At 26.3% G+C, this 20,388-nt stretch carries 20 protein-coding genes; 17 read left to right on the top strand and 3 right to left on the bottom strand.

Annotation, left to right across the window (positions count from 1 at the left end):
* Positions 1–2: 2 nt before the first annotated feature.
* Positions 3–731, top strand: coding sequence for a gamma-glutamyl-gamma-aminobutyrate hydrolase family protein (locus ABGF45_RS00200; RefSeq protein ID WP_134710745.1), 729 nt, complete (start codon positions 3–5; stop codon positions 729–731).
* An 11-nt stretch (positions 732–742) separates the two neighbouring features.
* Positions 743–2,119: an APC family permease gene (locus ABGF45_RS00205; RefSeq protein ID WP_134710744.1), complete on the top strand. Its 1,377-nt coding sequence runs from the start codon at positions 743–745 to the stop codon at positions 2,117–2,119.
* A gap of 111 nt (positions 2,120–2,230) precedes the next feature.
* Here ABGF45_RS00205 and ABGF45_RS00210 read toward each other — a convergent pair whose 3' ends face one another.
* Positions 2,231–2,815: an ECF transporter S component gene (locus tag ABGF45_RS00210; protein WP_408112612.1), complete on the bottom strand. Its 585-nt coding sequence runs from the start codon at positions 2,813–2,815 to the stop codon at positions 2,231–2,233.
* Between the two features lie 129 nt (positions 2,816–2,944).
* Between ABGF45_RS00210 and ABGF45_RS00215 the strand changes: the two genes are divergently transcribed.
* Positions 2,945–4,807, top strand: coding sequence for an amidase family protein (locus ABGF45_RS00215; protein WP_134710742.1), 1,863 nt, complete (start codon positions 2,945–2,947; stop codon positions 4,805–4,807).
* Positions 4,808–4,843: 36 nt separating this feature from the next.
* Positions 4,844–5,023 (top strand): hypothetical protein, encoded by a 180-nt coding sequence (locus ABGF45_RS00220; RefSeq protein ID WP_134710741.1) that lies wholly within the window; start codon positions 4,844–4,846, stop codon positions 5,021–5,023.
* 241 nt (positions 5,024–5,264) lie between these two features.
* Here the strand turns inward: ABGF45_RS00220 and ABGF45_RS00225 are convergent, their stop codons facing one another.
* Complete coding sequence (locus ABGF45_RS00225; protein ID WP_280633975.1) at positions 5,265–5,492, bottom strand: CorA family divalent cation transporter; 228 nt, start codon at positions 5,490–5,492, stop codon at positions 5,265–5,267.
* A 148-nt stretch (positions 5,493–5,640) separates the two neighbouring features.
* Positions 5,641–6,534, bottom strand: coding sequence for a citrulline utilization hydrolase CtlX (gene ctlX / locus ABGF45_RS00230; RefSeq protein ID WP_167554127.1), 894 nt, complete (start codon positions 6,532–6,534; stop codon positions 5,641–5,643).
* 127 nt (positions 6,535–6,661) lie between these two features.
* Here ctlX and ABGF45_RS00235 point away from each other — a divergent pair, with 127 nt between their 5' ends.
* The 13 genes from ABGF45_RS00235 to ABGF45_RS00295 all read left to right on the top strand — a co-directional run bounded on the left by ABGF45_RS00235 (position 6,662) and on the right by ABGF45_RS00295 (position 20,388).
* Positions 6,662–7,573, top strand: a complete 912-nt coding sequence (locus tag ABGF45_RS00235; protein WP_408112613.1) for an aminoglycoside phosphotransferase family protein — start codon at positions 6,662–6,664, stop codon at positions 7,571–7,573.
* A 55-nt stretch (positions 7,574–7,628) separates the two neighbouring features.
* Positions 7,629–8,090: a hypothetical protein gene (locus ABGF45_RS00240; protein WP_134710737.1), complete on the top strand. Its 462-nt coding sequence runs from the start codon at positions 7,629–7,631 to the stop codon at positions 8,088–8,090.
* 184 nt (positions 8,091–8,274) lie between these two features.
* Positions 8,275–9,348, top strand: coding sequence for an ABC transporter ATP-binding protein (locus tag ABGF45_RS00245; RefSeq protein WP_134710736.1), 1,074 nt, complete (start codon positions 8,275–8,277; stop codon positions 9,346–9,348).
* A complete protein-coding gene (locus ABGF45_RS00250) occupies positions 9,348–10,244 on the top strand; it encodes a carbohydrate ABC transporter permease (RefSeq protein ID WP_134710735.1) in 897 nt (298 codons plus the stop codon). The genes ABGF45_RS00245 and ABGF45_RS00250 overlap by 1 nt, the downstream gene beginning before the upstream one ends.
* 9 nt (positions 10,245–10,253) lie before the next feature.
* On the top strand, positions 10,254–11,072 hold the full coding sequence (locus tag ABGF45_RS00255) for a carbohydrate ABC transporter permease (protein WP_134744303.1): 819 nt from the start codon (positions 10,254–10,256) through the stop codon (positions 11,070–11,072).
* Positions 11,056–12,336 (top strand): MBL fold metallo-hydrolase, encoded by a 1,281-nt coding sequence (locus ABGF45_RS00260; protein ID WP_408112614.1) that lies wholly within the window; start codon positions 11,056–11,058, stop codon positions 12,334–12,336. The genes ABGF45_RS00255 and ABGF45_RS00260 overlap by 17 nt, the downstream gene beginning before the upstream one ends.
* Before the next feature lie 13 nt (positions 12,337–12,349).
* Positions 12,350–13,621 carry an extracellular solute-binding protein gene (locus ABGF45_RS00265; protein ID WP_134710732.1) on the top strand — a complete coding sequence of 424 codons (1,272 nt, stop codon included), beginning with the start codon at positions 12,350–12,352 and terminating at the stop codon, positions 13,619–13,621.
* A gap of 187 nt (positions 13,622–13,808) precedes the next feature.
* Complete coding sequence (locus ABGF45_RS00270) at positions 13,809–14,642, top strand: hypothetical protein (RefSeq protein ID WP_408112615.1); 834 nt, start codon at positions 13,809–13,811, stop codon at positions 14,640–14,642.
* 151 nt (positions 14,643–14,793) lie between these two features.
* Positions 14,794–15,534, top strand: coding sequence for a 2,3-diphosphoglycerate-dependent phosphoglycerate mutase (gene gpmA / locus ABGF45_RS00275; protein ID WP_134710730.1), 741 nt, complete (start codon positions 14,794–14,796; stop codon positions 15,532–15,534).
* Positions 15,535–15,730: 196 nt separating this feature from the next.
* Complete coding sequence (locus ABGF45_RS00280; RefSeq protein WP_408112520.1) at positions 15,731–17,248, top strand: bifunctional metallophosphatase/5'-nucleotidase; 1,518 nt, start codon at positions 15,731–15,733, stop codon at positions 17,246–17,248.
* A gap of 181 nt (positions 17,249–17,429) precedes the next feature.
* Positions 17,430–17,681, top strand: coding sequence for a GlsB/YeaQ/YmgE family stress response membrane protein (locus ABGF45_RS00285; RefSeq protein WP_134710728.1), 252 nt, complete (start codon positions 17,430–17,432; stop codon positions 17,679–17,681).
* 309 nt (positions 17,682–17,990) lie between these two features.
* Positions 17,991–18,710, top strand: a complete 720-nt coding sequence (locus ABGF45_RS00290; protein WP_134710727.1) for an ABC transporter ATP-binding protein — start codon at positions 17,991–17,993, stop codon at positions 18,708–18,710.
* Positions 18,703–20,388, top strand: coding sequence for a putative ABC transporter permease subunit (locus ABGF45_RS00295; RefSeq protein WP_134744299.1), 1,686 nt, complete (start codon positions 18,703–18,705; stop codon positions 20,386–20,388). The genes ABGF45_RS00290 and ABGF45_RS00295 overlap by 8 nt, the downstream gene beginning before the upstream one ends.

Consider the following 20,388-nt stretch of genomic DNA (forward strand, 5'->3'; position numbering starts at 1 on the left):
TAGTGAAAAGACCGATAGTAGGGATTTCAGGCTCAATAATAGTTGAAAGTGCAGGAGGATTTGAAGGTTATAGAAGATCTTATGTTAACGAAGATTATTGTGAGTCCGTAATAAAAAATGGTGGGATACCATATATTATTCCAATGAATAGTGATGATGAGGTTATTAAACAACAAATTGAAAATATTGATGCACTTATTTTGAGTGGTGGTCATGATGTTACACCGATATTATATGGTCAAGAACCTCATCAAAAAATTGGACAGACACTTTTAGAACGAGACAAATTTGATTATAAATTAATTAAATATGCAAAAGAAAAAAGTATACCTATTTTAGGTATTTGTAGAGGATATCAAATATTAAATGTTTATCATGGCGGAACATTATATCAAGATTTATCATTAAATAAAGATGTGTATATAAAACATAATCAGGTTGGTAATCCTACTTTATTAACACATAGTGTTAATCTTGAAAAAGGAACAAAATTATATGATTTTTTTGGGAAAGAAAGTATAATGGTAAATTCATTTCACCATCAAATTTTAGATAAAGTTGCAGATGAATTTGTTGTTTCCGCAAGAAGTAAAGATGGTGTAATAGAAGCTTTTGAAAGTAAAAATTATTCGTTTATGATTGGCGTTCAATGGCATCCGGAAATGCTTCATAGAGTTGAAGAATCAATGAATTTACTATTTAAAAATTTAATTGAAAATGCTAAAAAATAAAGGAGAAATATATGAATAGTGAAAATGTAAAAAAATTTGGATTTTGGTCAATTGTATTATTAACAATTAACTCAATAATAGGTGCGGGTATTTTCTTGTCACCGGGTGAAGTTGTAAAAATGTCAGGACAATATGCTCCATACATTTATTTGATTGCAGCAGTATTTGCTACAGTATTGGCTGTTACTTTTGCATCAGCTGCAAAATATGTTTCTAAAGGTGGGGCAGCTTATGCATACACAAAGGCTGCATTTGGTGACGGTGCAGGTTTATATGTGGGTGTTACGAGATATTTCTCAGCAGCAATTGCATGGGGAGTAATGGCAACAGGTGTAGTAAAATCCGTTTTAAGGATATTTAATCTTGACAGTGGAAGTTTTACAAATATAACACTTGGTTTTGTTGTATTAATGATTGTTTTAGTAATTATAAACTTGTTAGGTACAAAATTTATTGAATTTGTAAGTAATATCTCAACTATAGGAAAATTATTAGTTTTAGTCACTGTAATAATTGCAGGAGTTTTAATTGTAGTATTTACACAAACAAATAATTATTCACATATTAATGATGTAACAAAAGATGTAGTTTCTAAAATGGATTTTTCAGCATATGTAGTCGCAATTATTGCTGCATTTTATGCGTTTACAGGATTCGAATCAGTTGCTTCAGGATCGGATGATATGGAAAATCCAGAAAAAAATCTACCAATAGCAATTCCTCTAGGAATGGGGATAATTGCATTCATATATATTGGTATTGTATTAGTAACAATGATGATTAATCCAGTTGAATTAGTAAAATCAAAAGAAGTAGTTGCTTTACTATCAGTTTTCGATAATGCAATTATTAAAAACATTATTTTATATGGCTCATTAGTTTCAATGTTTGGTATTAATGTTGCAGCTTCATTCCACACACCAAGAGTCTTAGAATCCATGTCAAAACAAGGACAAGTGCCTGCTATATTTGCGAAAAGGACAAAAAGCGGATTCCCAATATATGCAACAATTATCACAGCTATAATAGCGATATTATTACCGATTGCATTTGAATATAATATGGGGTCAATAATGATTATCAGTGCGATAGCTAGATTTGCTCAATTTGTCTTAGTTCCAATAGCAATAATTATGTTCTTCTATGGAAAAAATAAACAAGAAATAATAAAAACTGCAAAGAAAAATTTTGCAACAGATGTTATAATTCCTTTAATTTCTTTAGTATTAACATTAATTTTATTAGTTAAATTTGATTGGGTTGGCAAATTCACACTTACATCAGAAGCGGGACTAAAGACACCAAACTATCTAGCAATTGCTTCAATGATTATTGGATTTGTTATTTTACCAATTATAACAGCACTATACAATAGGAACAAAAAATAAAATATAAATATAAGATATAAATTTATTTTATTTAAATAAAAAATAATTGGATAATTAAAAACTGATGTTATATATGTCAAAAGCATATTTACATCAGTTTTTTAACTTATATTAAATTTTATTTATTAAATCATTTTTGAATAATATTGGCCTGATAGCCATATAAAATATGGTTGCAAAAATAACTGCTAATATAGCGTTAAATAATGTTACTCCGGCTGAAATTTTTGCTAAAGCTTTTGCGATATTTTGTGGTTGTCCAAGTAGGTATAACTTATATAAATAACCAACAACAGGATCAGCAACTACATTAAATGCCATGCCACAAATTGAAGAAATTATTGTCCATTTTAATATAAATTTTTTATCGTTTGATTTATTAATATGTTTTAAATTATGAGCAATAAAACCTACGATAAGGCCAATACATAATTTTAGTAAAAATGTTTTTGGTGCAACTAAAATATACACAGGATCTAGTAAGTCTCCTATTGTCATTCCTATTGCTCCGGCTAATCCACCATGAACTCCTCCAAGTAATAATGCTGCTAAGACTAAAAATACATTTCCAAAATGGAATGAAGTAAAATCAGATCCTCCAGGTACCGGAATCTTTATCTGTAAAAATCTAAAGGCTATAAAGCATAATGCAGCTAAAATAGCTGTTTGAGTTAATCTTAAAATTTTATTGTTCATATGTAACTCCTCATTAATTTAATATCTATAAGTTTATATTCTACAAATATATTTGTCAATTATATTTGAGATCACATAAAAATTTTATAATTTTATTTATAATTTGTTTATAAAATACAAGGAGGAATTATGTATAATAAGAAAATAAATAATATTTTATTAAAATATATTGCAATTATTTTATTAATGATTTTAGTTAATTCAACTATTTCTAAAGCAAATAGCACTTTGGATAATAAAACTAATAAATTTGTTTTAGATAAAGCAACATATAAAAAATTATCAGCGACTGAAATGGCTAAGCTTGTTAGAGATGGAAAAGTGACAGCAAGACAGTTGGTTGATATGGCATATGAAGTTATTGAGGAAACAGATCCAATTTTAAATAATATTATTAAACAAGACGGACAAACAATTAATAAAGCACTTAAAGATAGAGCTTATGCTGACGCTGAAAATATGTCAAATAAAGATAAACCTTTTTTTGGAGTTCCATTACTTATAAAAGGACTAACATTTGAACTTGCAAATGGCATGAATTCTTATGGGTTAGAATTTATGAAAGATAATATTTCAAAAAAAGATAATGTTTTGGTAAAAGCATACACGGATTTAGGATTTATACCGGTTGCTCAAACAACAGTTCCTCAAATGGGATTGATTAATGTTACAAATTCAAATCTTTTTGGAATAACAAAAAATCCTTGGAATACCAATAAAAATCCAGGCGGATCATCAGGCGGTTCGGCATCTGGAGTTGCAGTAGGGCAAACTCCTATTGCAACAGCAAATGATGCAGGAGGCTCTATTCGTATACCAGCCTCATTTAGTGGATTAATTGGATATTTTCCATCGGGAGGAGTAGTAAAACCTAATTCTAAATCGACCGGATTTCAAATGGAAAATTTTATTATGGCTGAAAAAATGGAAGATGTTATAGGTATTGCAAATGCATTAGGTGGAGATATTAAAACTAAAGATTTACATTTAGATAAAAATAAGGTAATTGCATATACAACAAAAACTCCAGCAAATACACCTATAAGTGATGAAGCGATTAAAGCAGTAAATGAAGCTGTTAATTTTTTAAAATCAAAAGGTTATTTATTGGAAGAGGTAGAATATCCTATTGATGGCAAGAAAATGATGATAGATTATTATATTAATGCAAGTAAATCAGGAAGTATATCAAATCATTTATTTAAAAAAATATATAAAAAAGATATGTCTGAAAAGGACGTAGAGTTATTGAATTGGGGATTATATCAATTAGGAAAGAAATTGTCTTCAGATGATATAAAAAAAGCAAAAAATGATTTAATAGATTTTAGAAACAAAATGGAAAATTTCTATAAAAAATATCAAGCATTTATAACACCTACAACTTCATATTCTGCACCTGATGCTGATTATAATCATATTCCCAAACAATTAAATGAAAAGATGAGAGATATGTCTAATTTGACTAAGGATGAGGCATTAAATTTAATATATGATCAATGGCTGCCAGCATGGACCATAACTCCGTTTACACAATTGTCAAATATAACGGATACTCCAAGTATAAGCATTCCTACTCATTTAACAAAAGATAATTTGCCTTTAGGTGTATTGATTTCAGCGGATAGATTAAATGATAATATTATATTGGAAATAGCAAAATTATTTGAAGATAATAATAAATTCTATTTATATCAAGATTTCGAAAATTTTAATAAATATGAAAAAGTTAAAAAATATAGAAAAGATAAATTGGATAAAATCAATAACGAAGTATTAGAAAATAAAGGTGAAAAAATTATTAAAAGAGCAGATATAAATAAAAGTCCTGTTAAAGTTACTGAAAACAAATCGGATGGATTAGATGTTCAAAATTCAAAAAATAAAAATCCAAACACATCAGATTTTGGGGTTCAAGATTATATTTATTTATTTCAATTTACAATTATTGCATTTATATATAAAAAATATAGAATAAATCTAAAAATGTAATATAATAATATTATATTAAAATTAAGGAGAATTATTATGGAAGAAAAGAATAAAATAGGATGTCTAGGTAGTTTTATTGTTTTATTAGTTATTATATATGTAGTATTAATTGTTATGAAATTTTTTATAAGTGTTACATTGAAAATTGCTTGGTTTGGTTTAATTGTTTTATTAATAATGTGGTTATTTAAGGAAATTTTTGGGAAAAACAAATAAAATTCAAAGTTTGTAATTAAGTTAATTGGATTATACGTGTGATGGTGTTTTAAGTAAATTAATGATTTTTATATTTTAAATATAAATGGTGTCATTTGAAAATCTTTTTTGTAAAAAATTTAATAGTGAAAAATAGAACCAAAAGTCCACGTATGGTGGAAAGGTTCTATTTTTAATGGAAAATAATAATAAAAGTTCGAGAAAAGAAAAACTAAAGATAAATTAATAAAAAGGATATATTTTACAAGTAATCATTCTTTTTTAATAAATAGATTATTAAAAAGCTTAGTCCAAATGATATTAAAATTAAATACCAAAATGCAAATGGTAGATTTGCTGTATTTATTCCCAAAAGTCCACCAATTATTGTTGGTACAGTCATAACAATTGAAACTGATGTTAAGACTTTCATTATTGTATTCATATTGTTACTTATAACGTTTGAATATAAGTCACTTAGTTTTTCTATAAAGTGGTTTGATTTTTAATCATTATAAGAGCTTGTCTATTATCCATTTGAATTCACTTTTTTCATCATATGTGCTAATTTTGCTGTCAATTATTGAATATTTGTTTATCATAGTTTTTCCTTTATTTTTTTCTACTAATATAAAATTTTAAAAAATTTCACCAATCATACACCTTGCAGATCCACCACCAATTTTTTCAATAGTATTAATTTGAACTGATACAATTGGGATTTTTGATGTAATAATTTGTTTTTGTTTTTTGGTTAAACAGTTATATGCTGTATTTGACATTATAATAAATTTGCCATTTTTTCCTTCAAGTTCAAGGACATTTCCAGAGAAACTTAATATTTGTTTTGGTGATAATTCTATAATTTCATGATATTTTGAAAGCTCTGTTATAATTGAATATCTGTCATTTTTATCAATTAAGTCTTTACATATAAATACGAAATCACTACAAATACTCATAAGTACATTTGTGTGGTAAATTTCAGCTCCAAGATGTTGTGAATGAAATGTGAAACCATTATAGTTTAATGATTTACATAAACTTAAAAATAATTGTTTATCTGCTCTTTTTGAAAGTGAACAAAATGCTCTTTTATGAATTCTGTCAAAAACCACGGCACCAGTACCTTCAAGAAATTTTGATTTTTGATAAGCATATTTAGAAAAATCTAATATTTGAATCGGAGAGTATTTTTTAATTAATTTATTTTTAAATTTTAAGATTTCCTCTCTACGATTTTTTGCGTACATTGGATAAATACACAAAATTCCATTGTGTGTTGAAAACCAATTATTTGGAAAAATACTATCAGGTGTAAAAGGATATTGATTGTCTTCAAAAATTATTACCTCTACACCATTAGATTTAAGTGTATTTATAAAATTTGTAAATTCTTCTAATGCTTTAGCTTGAATTTCATAATCATTTTCATTTGATCGATTTTGATATAAATTGTCATTTGCAGTTTCTTGATTAAAATTAAAATTTACAGGTTTAATCATTAAAACTTTATTTGTTGATTGTTTCATATTTACCTCATATAAGTAATTTATTACTATCTTATCACTCTGAAATTTATTATACAATAAAAAACTATTTATTATTTTATCAATTTGTGATAATGTATATATAAATTTATTTAAGGGAGGAATTATTATGAAAGAACTTGAAAAATTATATTTGCGACATGGCATAATATCCTCCGAAGAACTTCTTAAAGGATGGTCAAAGGATAGGAAATTTATCTTAACTTCATCAAATTCTGAAAAATTTATTTTGCGATTAACAAATGCGGATTATTTTTTGGAAAGAAAAAGACAATTTAATATCTTGAAAAAAGTATCTAAACTTAATATTAATACTACAAAAGCTGTAGATTTTGGTTATCTTGAAGACGGTACGCTGTTTATGTTACTAACATATTTACCTGGAGAGGAGGGACTTGATTATATAAAAAAAGTTGATGATAAAGAAGCATATAGACTAGGTATCCAAGCGGGGAAAATACTTAAAAAACTTCATCAAATTAAGATTAAAAGACCTGATATTTCATGGAAAGATAGATATGACGTAAAAGCAGAAATTAAAATTAATAATATATTGAATTGTAAATATAAGATAAAACACTTAGATAAATTAATTGAATATTATAAAAATAATATTTATCTTATGCAAAATAGACCATTAAAATTTTCTCATGGTGATTTTCATTTAGGAAATATGATTATATACGATAAGAAAATAGGGATAATAGATTTTGAAAAATCAACTATTGCAGATCCATATGATGATCTAAAACCATTTAGATGGAACGTCACGGGAAATTCTTATTTTGAAACAGGACTTATAAATTCTTATTTTAATAATAAGGTTCCTGAAATTTTTTTTGAAATATTAAAATTTTATTCTGTTGAAGCCATGATATCACAGCTTCCATGGGCTTTAAATTATGGGCAGGAAGAAATTGATATGGCATACTATATGATAAAAAAACAAATGGAATGGTTAGCAAATTTGTCTCTAACAGTACCTATATGGTACAAAGGTATAATTAAAGAATTTGAATAATATTTAAGTTTTAGGGTATACATTCTACAAGTTCAAAATATTAAAGGAGAACAATATGCCAATTAGAAAAAATATAGCAAAAAAAATTATAAAAATAGGAACGAATGGGGTTAAGGTTGTTAGAAAAAAAATTAAAGAAAATCCTGAAATTGCAATGGAAACCTTAAAAGTTGCAAGTTCTGCAGTTGCCGGTATTTTCTTAGGCATTAAAAATTCAAAAGATAAATATGTTAGAGTTCCGGATGTTAGAGATTTATTGGTATCTGATGCTAAAAAAGTTTTATCTGAATTAGGTTTTGATGTTCATTTAATCTTGGATAAACCCAATGCCAGATACGCAAATGAAAGAGTTGAAGAAGTTACAAGAGTTGTACCTAATTCTAAAAAATTAGTAAAGGGTTCATTGATTAAAGTTTATTATTTAGATAATTTTGGACTGGAGGAGAGTAAAAATTTAGCTAAAGTAAATAAAAAAAAGGGTAATATTTTAGATAAATTTTTGAAAAATAAAAAATAAGAGTAGAACTGTTGGAAATAAGATTTCAACAGTTTTTTATTTTTGTTTAAATACACTTCTTGTTTGACAAAAAATAAATTATCGCTAGAATATTTTGTAAAAATTCATATTTGTTATATACTTATTGTAGAGATATTTAGTTAATAAATATATCAATATAATGATAATAATAGTGAGGTGTATTATGATTGAAATCAAAAATTTGCAAAAAGTTTTTGATAATAAATTTGAAGCATTAAAAAGTATTAATCTTCAAATTGAAGAAGGGGATTTAGTGTGTTTATTAGGTCCAAGTGGATGTGGAAAGACTACAATTTTAAATTTAATTGCCGGACTTTTAGATCCTACAAATGGTGATATTAAATTTGATGGTAAGTCAGTTGTAGATTTACATCCCAAAGATAGAGGAATCGGTTTGGTATTCCAAAATTATGCATTGTATCCACATATGACAGTTTTAGAAAATATTATGTTTCCACTAACAGTTGGAAAAAATAAAATTGCAAAATCTGAAGCAATAAAGATTGCCAGAAAATATATGAAGATAACAAGTATTGAAGAATTGGAAGAAAAGAAACCGGGGCAAATGTCTGGAGGACAACAACAAAGGGTTGCAATAACAAGAGCACTAGTACAAAATCCTAAGGTTCTTTTATTGGATGAGCCTCTTTCAAATCTAGATGCACGTCTAAGACTTAAGATTAGAGAAGAAATTCGTCTTTTAGTTAAAGAACTGGGTATAACGACAATATTTGTTACACATGATCAAGAAGAGGCATTATCAATAAGTGATAAAATTGTAATTATGGATAAAGGTGTTGTACAACAATATGATAAACCATATAATTTATATCTTGATCCGGTAAATCTTTTTGTTGCTAAATTTATGGGTAACCCAGTTATAAATATTTATGAATTTATTAAGCAAGGTAATTCTCTAGTTTCAAGAGATTTTAGTATAGCGTTAAATGAATTAGATAATTCTAAATTAAAAGAAGAGTTAATTGATGAACAAAAATATATTGTCGGTATCAGACCGGAATATTTCAGTATTTCAGAAAATCCATTATTAAATGTTAATGTAAAGTCTATTGAATTAATCGGTAAAGATTGTATTGTAAACTTTATGTTAAATGATGTATTTTCTAAAACTATAACAGATGTTGCAAACCGTGTAGAGCAAGGTGATAACATCGGGTTAGGATTAGATACAAAAGAAATTTACATTTTTACTGAAGATGGAAAGAGAGTATACTAATGGACAATTTTAAGAAAAAGTTTTTTAAGTATAGAGCGGAAAACTCACCAAAAGCATGGTTATTTTTACTTCCAGCTTTAGTTTTCATCGGAATATTTAATGTTATGCCTTTAATAAATACATTTATTATCTCGTTTCAAAGAGGTACCTTAAATAATCCTAAATTTAATGGAATTAAAAATTTTCAAATAGTATTAAGAGATCCAAAGTTTCACAGAGCATTAACAAATACATTTATGTATGCATTTATTGTTGTGCCGATAGCTTTAATAATTTCTTTATTTATTGCTGTAGCAATTAACGAAAGAATTAAATTCAAAAAAGTTTTTGAATCAATTTTCTTTATTCCATATTTAACAAGTATCATTGCAATAGGTGTTGTATTTAGATATATGTTTAATGGGGATTATGGATTTATAAATCATTTGTTAAGTTATATTGGAATGGGGCCAATCAATTTTTTAGATAATCCATCAATGAGTATGACCACAGTTATGATATTTGGTATTTGGATGGGTTTGGCATTTAATATTATAATATTATTAACAGGATTGAGAAATATAGATGAAAGTTATTACAAAGTTGCAGACATGTTTGGTGCAACAAAATTTGAACAATTTAGAAGAATTACTTTACCACAACTAGTTCCAATAATAACTTTTTTATTATTAGTTAATTTTATTGGTGCATTTAAGATTTATGGACAAGTTTTTGCTATATTTAATGGGCTTCCGGGAATAGCTGAAAGTGCAACAACCGGGGTGTTTTATATCTATACTAAGTTTTATACTGAAAATAGATACGGTCAGGGTATGGCAGCAGCTGTTATATTATTCTTTATTATTTTAATTTTTACAGTTGTTCAAAATAAAATATTAAAGAAAATTTCTAAGTAGGAGGCGAATATGAAAAAAATATTTGACTTTATATCAAGATTTGCAATAGTGATTTTAGCAATCATAACATTATTCCCATTTATATATATGTTACTATCATCGCTTATGACATATCAAGAAGCTACAAGTATACCACCTAAATTGATACCTTCTAAGTTAAATTTTAGTAATTATGCAGAAGCATTTAGTAAGGCACCATTTTTTAGATATTTTTTAAATACTATATTTACATCATTATCAACTACATTAGGTACATTGATAACTACGGTACTTGCAGCATTTGCGTTTGTAAAATTACAATTTAAGGGGAAAAAGTGGTTGTCACTTTTTATGGCTGCATTATTAATGGTTCCATACGAAATTACAGTATTTACAAATTATCAAACAATTGCGAAATATAAATTGTTAGATACGTATTGGGCATTGATAATTCCTCACTTAGCAAGTGTTTTTTATATTTTTTATTTAAGAGGATTTTTAGAAGGCATACCGATGTCATATTATAATGCTGCAAAAGTTGATGGTTGTTCAGATTTGGAGTTCATTTGGAAAGTTTTAATTCCAATGTCAAAACCGGCATTATTTACAATGGGAATATTGAGCTTTATAACAGGATGGAATTCATTCTTATGGCCAATACTTGTAACAAATAATAAAAACATGAGATTAATAAGTAATGGTTTATCTGCATTTACTTCTGAAAGTGGTACAGCTGTACAATTACAAATGGCAGCATCAACATTTGCAATTTTTCCTATTTTAATCTTATACTTTGTATTTAGAAAACAAATTATGAGAGGGGTATCAAGAAGTGGAATTAAAGGATAAAAGACAAACTAAAGTAAAATTTTATGCTGGAATGCGTACAATTGGTGGGACTTATATAGAAGTAAGTTACAAAGGTGCTAGGGTTTTATTTGATTGCGGTTCTATTTTTGACCCGACAATTACTGAACAAATTAACACTCTAGATAAAATATTACAGTATGAATTAGTTCCGGATATTAAAGGAATTTTTGATAGGAAGATTACCTTAGAAGATCAAAAATTGTATGAAAATACTGCATTTTGCGTTTCGCATGTTCATTTAGATCATACAAAAATGATTAATTATATTGATGAAATTATTCCGATTTATGTTACCAATGATACTAAAAATCTTTTAAATGCATGTAATGTTGCAAATGATTTTATTTTTAATAATTATAATCTTAAATCTAATACAAGAAAATTAAACGGTGTAGATTATGGTAAATCAGTTAATGTAGGTGAAATAAATGTTAAATTTGTAAGAGTTGATCATGATGCTTATGGAGCATGCGGATTTATAATAACTACTCCCGATATGAAAATTTCTTATACTGGAGACTTAAGATTACATGGATATTTAAAAAGGGAAACATTAAATTTCATTGTTGAATCAAAAAATTGTGATATGTTAATTTCTGAAGGGGTTTCAGTTTCATTTAAGGAATTTGATGATGAATTAGTAGGGGAATATATCACAGAAGAAGCATTGCTTTCGGATTTTAAATCAATTTTAAATGATAATCTAGATAAACAAATAACATTTAATTATTATATTACAAATATTGAAAGATTATTAAAAATTATAGAAATATCTAATAGAAAAGTAGTTTTAAATGCTTTTGAAGCATATGTTTTATATAGTACAACTGGAAAAAAAGTAAATTACTATAGTTTAGATAATAAAAGATATGGTTTAGATGACGAATTAGAAATTTCGTATAATGATTTATTAAAAGATACTGGAAAATACTTATGGCAATTTAAGTCTAGTTCAGAAAATAATATATCAAAGTTGATAAAAAATGGCATATACATTCATTGTGATGCAAGCCCATTGGGAGAATTTGATCCTGCATATTTACCATTTATTTTAAATTTTAAAAATAATGAAATAATTTTAAAAGAGCTAAAATGTAGTGGACATGCTCATCCTAAAGACTTGTTGAAAATTATTGATGGAATAAAACCAAAAATTTTGGTCCCAATTCATTCATTTAGACCTGAAATGTTGTATAATAAAAATGGGGAAACAATTTTACCCGAAAAAAACGAAATAATATAATTGGAGGGATTATATGAAACTTAAAAATTTGTTGGCTTTATTTTTAGCTTTTGCGTTAGTTTTAACAGCTTGTGGACAAACTAAAAAAACTGATGATAAAAAAACTAAAAAAGTTGAAACAACAAAAGAAGGTACTACAAAATTAGAACCAGCTAAAGTAGTTTTTTGGCATGCTATGAATGGTAAACAAGAAGAAGCATTAAAAGAAATTACTAAAGCATATATGGATAAGAATCCTAATATTAAAATTGATTTACAAAATCAATTAGGTTATAAGGAATTGCAAGAAAAAATTACAAATACTTCTTCATCTCCTGATAATCTACCAACAATGACTCAAGCATATCCAGATTGGATGTTTAATCCTATTCAAGATAATTTAGTTGAAGATTTGACAGGTTATACAAAAAATCTAGCTGATTATAATGATATTCTTGAAGGGTTTAGAAATGGTTCAGTTATTGATGGTAAAGTTTATTCAATGCCATTTAACAAGTCAACAGAAGTTTTATGGTACAATGAAGATTTATTTAAAGAATTAAATCTAAAAGTTCCATCAAACTTAGACGAATTAAAAGAAGTATCGAAGAAAATTTATGAAGCAAAAAAAATTCCTGGGTTAGGATTTGATTCATTAAGTAATTACTATACAACATTTTTAAATGCTCAAGGGGTTAAATATGATAACAAATTCGATCCTACATCAGATGCTTCAAAGAAAGCTGTAAATTATTACTTAGAAGGTGTAAAAGAAGGATATTTCAGAATTGCAGGTACAGATAAATACATGTCCGGACCATTTGGTAACCAAAAAACAGGTATGTACATCGGTTCAAACGCAGGTGAATCATATGTTTTAAAAGGTGCAAAGGGTAAATTTACACCAAAAGTAGCTAAATCACCATTCCCTGCAACAATTCAACAAGGTACAGATGTATTTATTTTTAAGAAAGGTTCAGATGCAGAAAAGAAAGCAGCATTTGATTACTTAGCATTTTTAACAAACAAAGAAAATCAAATTAAATGGGCAACAAAAACAGGATATATTCCAGTAAGAGAATCAGCAGTAAATGATGAAAAATACAAAAATTCAGGTTCATTAATCGCTCCAATTTTAGGAGAAGCAACAAAGAACTTATATTCAAATCCATTATTAAGTGGTGCAAATAATGCTTATAGAGAATCAGGAACAGTTTTAGAACAATTATTAGCAGATCCTGCAAAGGCAGATGTTGATGCAACATTAAAAAATTTCAAAACAACATTGGAAGGTATTTGGAATTAGTAGTATCACGATTTTAGTTACTTAATATATTTGATATATTTGATATATTTAATTATATTTTAAGAGAAACATAGATATTAAAAATTTGTGTTTCTCTTAAATTTTATAATTAATATCAATATGGATACTGAAAATGAAGTTGATGATACATTAATTAAATAATATTTTAATATGTTAAGGAGGAGATATGAATACAATTTTAAAAAAGAGTTTATTTGTTTTTTTAGTACCATTTATTGCTATATTTATTTTAGTACATAAAAATGTAGACGCTGCTAGAAATGAGTGGTTATACGATAAAGAGTATAGCTCATGGTATTATCTGAAATCAGATGATAAGAAAGCAAAAAGTGAATGGATATATGATAAGAAATACAGCTCATGGTATTATCTGAAATCAGATGGTAAGATGGCAAAAAGTGAATGGATATATGATAAGAAATACAACTCATGGTATTATCTGAAATCAGATGGTAAGATGGCAAAAAGTGAATGGATATATGATAAGAAATATAGCTCATGGTATTACTTGAAAATAGATGGTAAGATGGCAAAAAGTGAGTGGGTTGATAATTATTTTGTAGATAAAAGTGGAAAATGGATTAGAGATAAAAAGTTAAATGTAAAAGATATATTAAATGAAGAACAATTGAATAAATTTAAAATTAGTGATTCTATAGCCAGATATTACTATAAAAATATTCCTACTGATGATTATTATGTAATGGATAAAAATGGAAATATTGAATCTTATTCATTAAATTTGATAAATAGAAACTTATCTGTTTTTGATAAATATTTGGAAAATAAATATATAGAAAATATAGATAAATCAATATTAAGCGTAATTGAGAGTGGAGAAAGTATTTCAGATAAATACTCATATATAATTTTCAATAAATCTAATAATAAGCCTGAATTTATAAGAATATATTATATTTCAAGAAAAAATTCTGAAGGAATTGAATATATAGATAGAAAAATAACTATAAATACTGCTATTGATAAAACGATAGACTAGTATTAAAGAATTATATTTTTACATAATAAATATTTAACTTATTTTGCAAATTTAAGTACTTAAATTAATTGACATTATTTTAATTTTTAGAGATAATATTTTTAGGTATGTTAATTATAATGTACATAAAGAATAAGGAAGGATGAATATTATGAAATTAGTATTAGTTAGACACGGTGAAAGTGAATGGAATAAGTTAAACTTATTCACTGGTTGGACAGATGTAGAATTAAGTGATAAAGGTCACGAAGAAGCTATTGAAGGTGGAAAAACACTTAAAGCTGAAGGATATGACTTTGATGTATGCTATACATCATACTTAAAGAGAGCAATTAATACGCTAAATCATGTTTTAGAAGAAATGGACAGACAATGGTTGCCTGTTATTAAAACATGGAAATTAAACGAAAGACACTATGGGGCATTACAAGGATTAAATAAATCTGAAACAGCTGAAAAATATGGTGAAGAACAAGTTAAGATTTGGAGAAGATCATTTGACGTACAACCACCATCGCTTGATGCATCAGATGAAAGAAATCCAAAATTACAAGAAGCTTATAGGGGAGTTACAGAAGAATTGCCTTTAGCAGAAAGTTTAAAAGATACAATTGCTAGGGTTATTCCTTATTTTGAATCAACAATAAAAAAAGATATGCTAGATGGCAAGAGAGTTTTAATTGCAGCTCACGGTAATTCATTAAGAGCATTGGTAAAATACTTTGAAAAATTAACAGATGAAGAAATTATGGGAGTAAATTTACCTACAGGTATACCACTAGTTTATGAATTTGATGAAGATTTCAATGTAATTTCAAAAGAATTTATAGGAGATCAAGAAAAAATTGCAAGCAAGATTAATGCTGTAGCAAATCAAGGAAAAGCTAAATAATATTATTCATTGGATATTACAGAACATTTTTGTTTTGTAATATCTTTTTTGTATACATAAAAAGGTGTCTTAGCGTAATATAATACAAAAAATTTAATTTTATGGAATAGAGTTATACGGCATTTGTTTTTAGACAATAAAATAATATCCTTAAATATACTTTTCTGATATAATATACATGAGAAAGAGAGGAATAATGAAAATAGCTATTTATCATACAAGTGATATGCACGGATATGTGTTTCCGACTAATTATGTAGAATATCAAAATTTAGGAATGTTAAAAATCCTATCATATATTGAAAAAGATAGAGAAAATTATGATGCAAGTTTATTACTTGAGGGTGGAGATTTAATTCAAGGTTCAGCAATGACTAATTATTTATCAAAAATCAAACCGGATATAAATCCGATTTTGACATTGCTGAAAATGGCGAAATATGATGCCTATGTAATGGGAAATCATGAATTTAATTATGGACAAGATTATTTATATAAATCATATGAACAAGTAAAAGATTTTGTATTAAATTCAAATATAAAAGGCCTTAAACTTGGAAATAAACCATATAAAATATTTGATTTAAATGGATTTAGAGTTGGAGTTTTTGCAGCTACTACAGCTTATATTCCAAATTGGGAAAACACTCAAAATATTGAAGGTCTTGAATTTTTAAATCCTGTAGAAGAGTATGGAAAGTATGAAAGGGAAATTGTTAATAATTCTGATTATGTAATCTTCCTATATCACGGTGGATTTGAAAAGAGTTTAGATGAAGAATTCATTCCTACTGAAAAATTAAATGGAGAAAATCAGGCAAGTGAAATGCTTCAAAGATATAGTAGTATAAATGCAGTATTAAGTGGTCATCAACATAGATCATTTATTACAAAAATTGGAGATGTAATTTGCTCTCAACCTATAAATAATGCAAGAAACTTCACTAAACTTGTTATTGATACGGAAACTAATAGTGTAGAATATAATTTGGTAGAAGTGGATTTATTGGATGTAGAAATTTCTCCTAAGTTTAGTCAAATATTTGATGCAACAAATAAAAAATTAGAAGTTTATTTAGCTGAAATAATAGGAAAATTAGATAAGGATATTGAAATAAAAGATCAATTTGAAACAAGACTTTATGGACATCCATATATCAATCTATTGCAACAAATACAAATTGAAGTTTCAGGAGCAGATTTTTCTACAACAACGTTATTTGATACTGCAATTGGATTTAAGAAAGATATAAGTATTAGAGATGTGCTTGTTAACTATCCATATCCAAATACACTAAAAGTTTTAGAAGTTTCCGGTCATGTTATTAAAGAAGCAATTGAAAAATCAGCGACATATTTTGTTATAGACAATCAAGGAAAACCTACTGTTAATCCAAATTATATTAAGCCAAAACTTAAAAATTATATTTATGATTTTTATTATGGATTAGAGTTTGAAGCAGATTTAAGAAGACCATTTTTAGATAGAGTTATTTCAATAAAAAAAGATGGCAAAAAATTAGATTTAGATAAAATGTATACTGTGGTTTTAAATAATTATAGAGCATCTAATGTTAATGAATACCCATGTTATGAAGGGGCAAAAGTAGTTAAAGAAATAAATTTTGATATGAGTGAAATTATGATTAATTACTTCCAAAATAATAAGGATATTAAAGTTGATGAAACAAAAAACTTTAAGTTTATTTATTGATTTCATAAAAATATATAATTTAGTTAATATACTGTAAATTTATCGGCAATAGATATAGAAATTATTGTTATATATTATAAATGTTTCATATTAATTTTATTGGGAATATATATAATATATTAGTATAGTATATATAAATTATGTAATATGCTAATAAAATAAAGCAAAAAGGGAGAAAAGTATGGGTTGGATAGTAAGTATATTATTAGGTGCATTGGCTGGATGGTTAGCAAGTATAATCATGAAAAAGGATGCTTCAATGGGGGCAATTGCAAATATCATTGTGGGTATAGTTGGTGGTGTAATAGGTAGAGCTATAGCAGGTTTTGCAGGTATATCAGCGGATAAAGTATCAATTGGCGGTGTTGCAATCGCAGTACTTGGTGCATGTATTTTATTATGGTTGGTAGATTTAGTTAGAGGTAGAAAATAATTTAAATAATGATTATTTGCAATTATATTTATTTATGTAGATGATTATAAATAATAAATTTAATAACAAATCAAGATAAAATTGAGATAACTGTATAGAAATTTTGATATTTGTTAATAATTTATGTAAATAATTAAAGTAGTTTATTGAGAGAATTAAAAGGTAAAATTTTTAATTCTCTTTTAATTTTAAAATTATATTTCGTTTTTAAATTAAAGTTAAAAAACAATTATTTAAAAGTTATAAAATTTTCTAAAACTATGTTAATTTTATGATATAGTTAATATATAAAGTATTAGGGGGGAAAGTATGATTTCTGTAAAAAATTTAAGAAAAGATTTTGGAAATAAATTAGCTGTAAATAATATTAGTTTTGAAGTTAAAGATGGTGAAATACTAGGATTTTTAGGGCCTAATGGTGCTGGAAAGACTACTACTATAAGTATGATAGTTGGATTACTTGAGCCTACTAGTGGTGAAATCGAAGTTAATGGCATCGATGCAATTAAAAATTCATTTGAAGCAAAAAAACAAATTGCATTTTTGCCTGATAATCCTGAAATTTATGAAAATATGTCGGGAAGAAAGTTTGTTACATTTGTTGCAAATATTTATGGAGTTGATAAAAATAATAGAGATGGAAAAATTGAAGAATTAGCTAAAAAGTTTGGCTTACAAGATGATATTGATGCATTAATTTCTACTTATTCTCATGGGATGAAGCAAAAAATTGCTTTGATTTCAGCGTTAGTTCATGATCCGGAAGTGTTGATATTGGACGAACCGATGGTTGGGTTGGATCCTCAATCTGCATTTAATTTGAAAGAATTAATGAGAGAAAGATGTGATAGGGGAAAATCAGTATTTTTCTCATCTCATGTTATGGAAGTTGTTGAAAAAATTTGTGACAGGATAATTATAATTAAGCATGGAAATATAATTGCACAAGGTACCATTGAACAATTGAAGCAACATTCAAACTATGAAGGGGATCTAGAAAAATTATTCTTGGAGTTGACAAATGACTAATATTATACAATTACTAAAAAAAGATTTTGGATTTTATTACACATTAAAATCTGTATTTAATGATAGAAAAGCTAGAAATAAATTTGTTGGTGGGTTATTTGGATTTGCAGTTATAATTTTTTATTTGTATCTTGCACAATCTATCTTACTAAATATTTACGATTTATTTTTAGAAAATGGTTATGCTAAAGAATTAATTGTATTATCGCAATTTGTATTTTTATTTTTAGTGTTAGTATTTTTTACAACTACAATTATTAGTAAATTTTATTTTTCAAATGATATAAAGATTCTTCTTAGATTACCGATTAAACCTGAAGAAATAATGGCTAGTAGAATTATTTTCTATGCTGTAAGTTCGCTATTTTATGGTGTAATTTTATCATTTCCTATAATAATTAAAACAGGACTTTATTTAGAAAAACCTATTATATTTTATATTTTATCAGTTATTGTTTTACTATTAATATCATTGATATTAATTAATATTATAACCTTATTTGTTGTATATATAATGAAATTTATAAATAAAAATATTAGATTAAAAAATCTATTAAAATATGGGGCATATATTTTATTTTTTGGGAGCGTTATTGCGTTACAATTTGTATTTCAATATTTTACAAAAGAATTAAATGAGACATTGTTGCTTCGAACAGCTGGAAATCTAAAAAATACATTATTAAATTTTTTCCCTCAAATTAGATTAGGTACAGATGTTTTAATCTCTGAAAATATAATGACTTCGGTATTGAGCCTATTCGGATTATTTGTTATAGCTTTATTTACAACATTTATAACTATTTCAATGGGTAAAAATGCTTTAGTTTCAGGTATACTAAATGTTAATAGTTCAAAAAGTAAAAAAATAAAATTAAGTAAGTCAGATATTAACAATATTTCAGTACTAAGACTTATTTTTAGAAAAGAAATAAAAAATATCTTTGGTACTGCAATCTATTTAGTAAATAAGGTTACTTTTGGATTTATTATGACGATAGCATTTTCTATACCGATTATAACCAATAACGGTAATAATGTATTTGAAAAAATAAATGGTTTTTATGATGAAATCAGTAAAATGGAAAATGGTAATATTTTATTGATTGCAGGGGCAATTATGCTTGTTACTTTATTTACTTTATTCTCTTCAAGTGGCTCGGAACTTACTTCATCAACATTTAGTAGAGAAGGAAAAAATATATGGATTATGAAAGTACTTCCTATTTCTGCTAAGGATCAAATTTTGGGAAGATTACTTGCATCATCTGTACTTATTATGATAGCAGTTTCTCCATTAGTAATATTGTTAAATGTATTTGCTAGATTTAATATTTTTATAATATTAGGTTCAATTGTTACAATGTTTATAACATCAATGTTTACTAGTGCTTTGTCATTTATAGCTGGGATATTGTGGCCATATACAAATTGGGATAATCCAAATCAAGCCATTAAAGGTGCCAGATCGTTAATTCCTTCATTACTACTTATACTATTTACGATATTAGTAGTTGGTATTACAGTGGGTTCAATTCGTTTTGATGCTGTTGTTCATAGCAATTACGTATTTTTATATCCGATTTTCTGGAATTTGTTGTTTGCAATATTAACATATGTATTGTATAAATTAGATTTAAAATTGTATAAAAAATATTTAGTAAGAATGGGTAATTGA

Source organism: Helcococcus sp. KG196, from assembly GCF_046035495.1.
Classification (GTDB): domain Bacteria; phylum Bacillota; class Clostridia; order Tissierellales; family Peptoniphilaceae; genus Helcococcus; species Helcococcus ovis.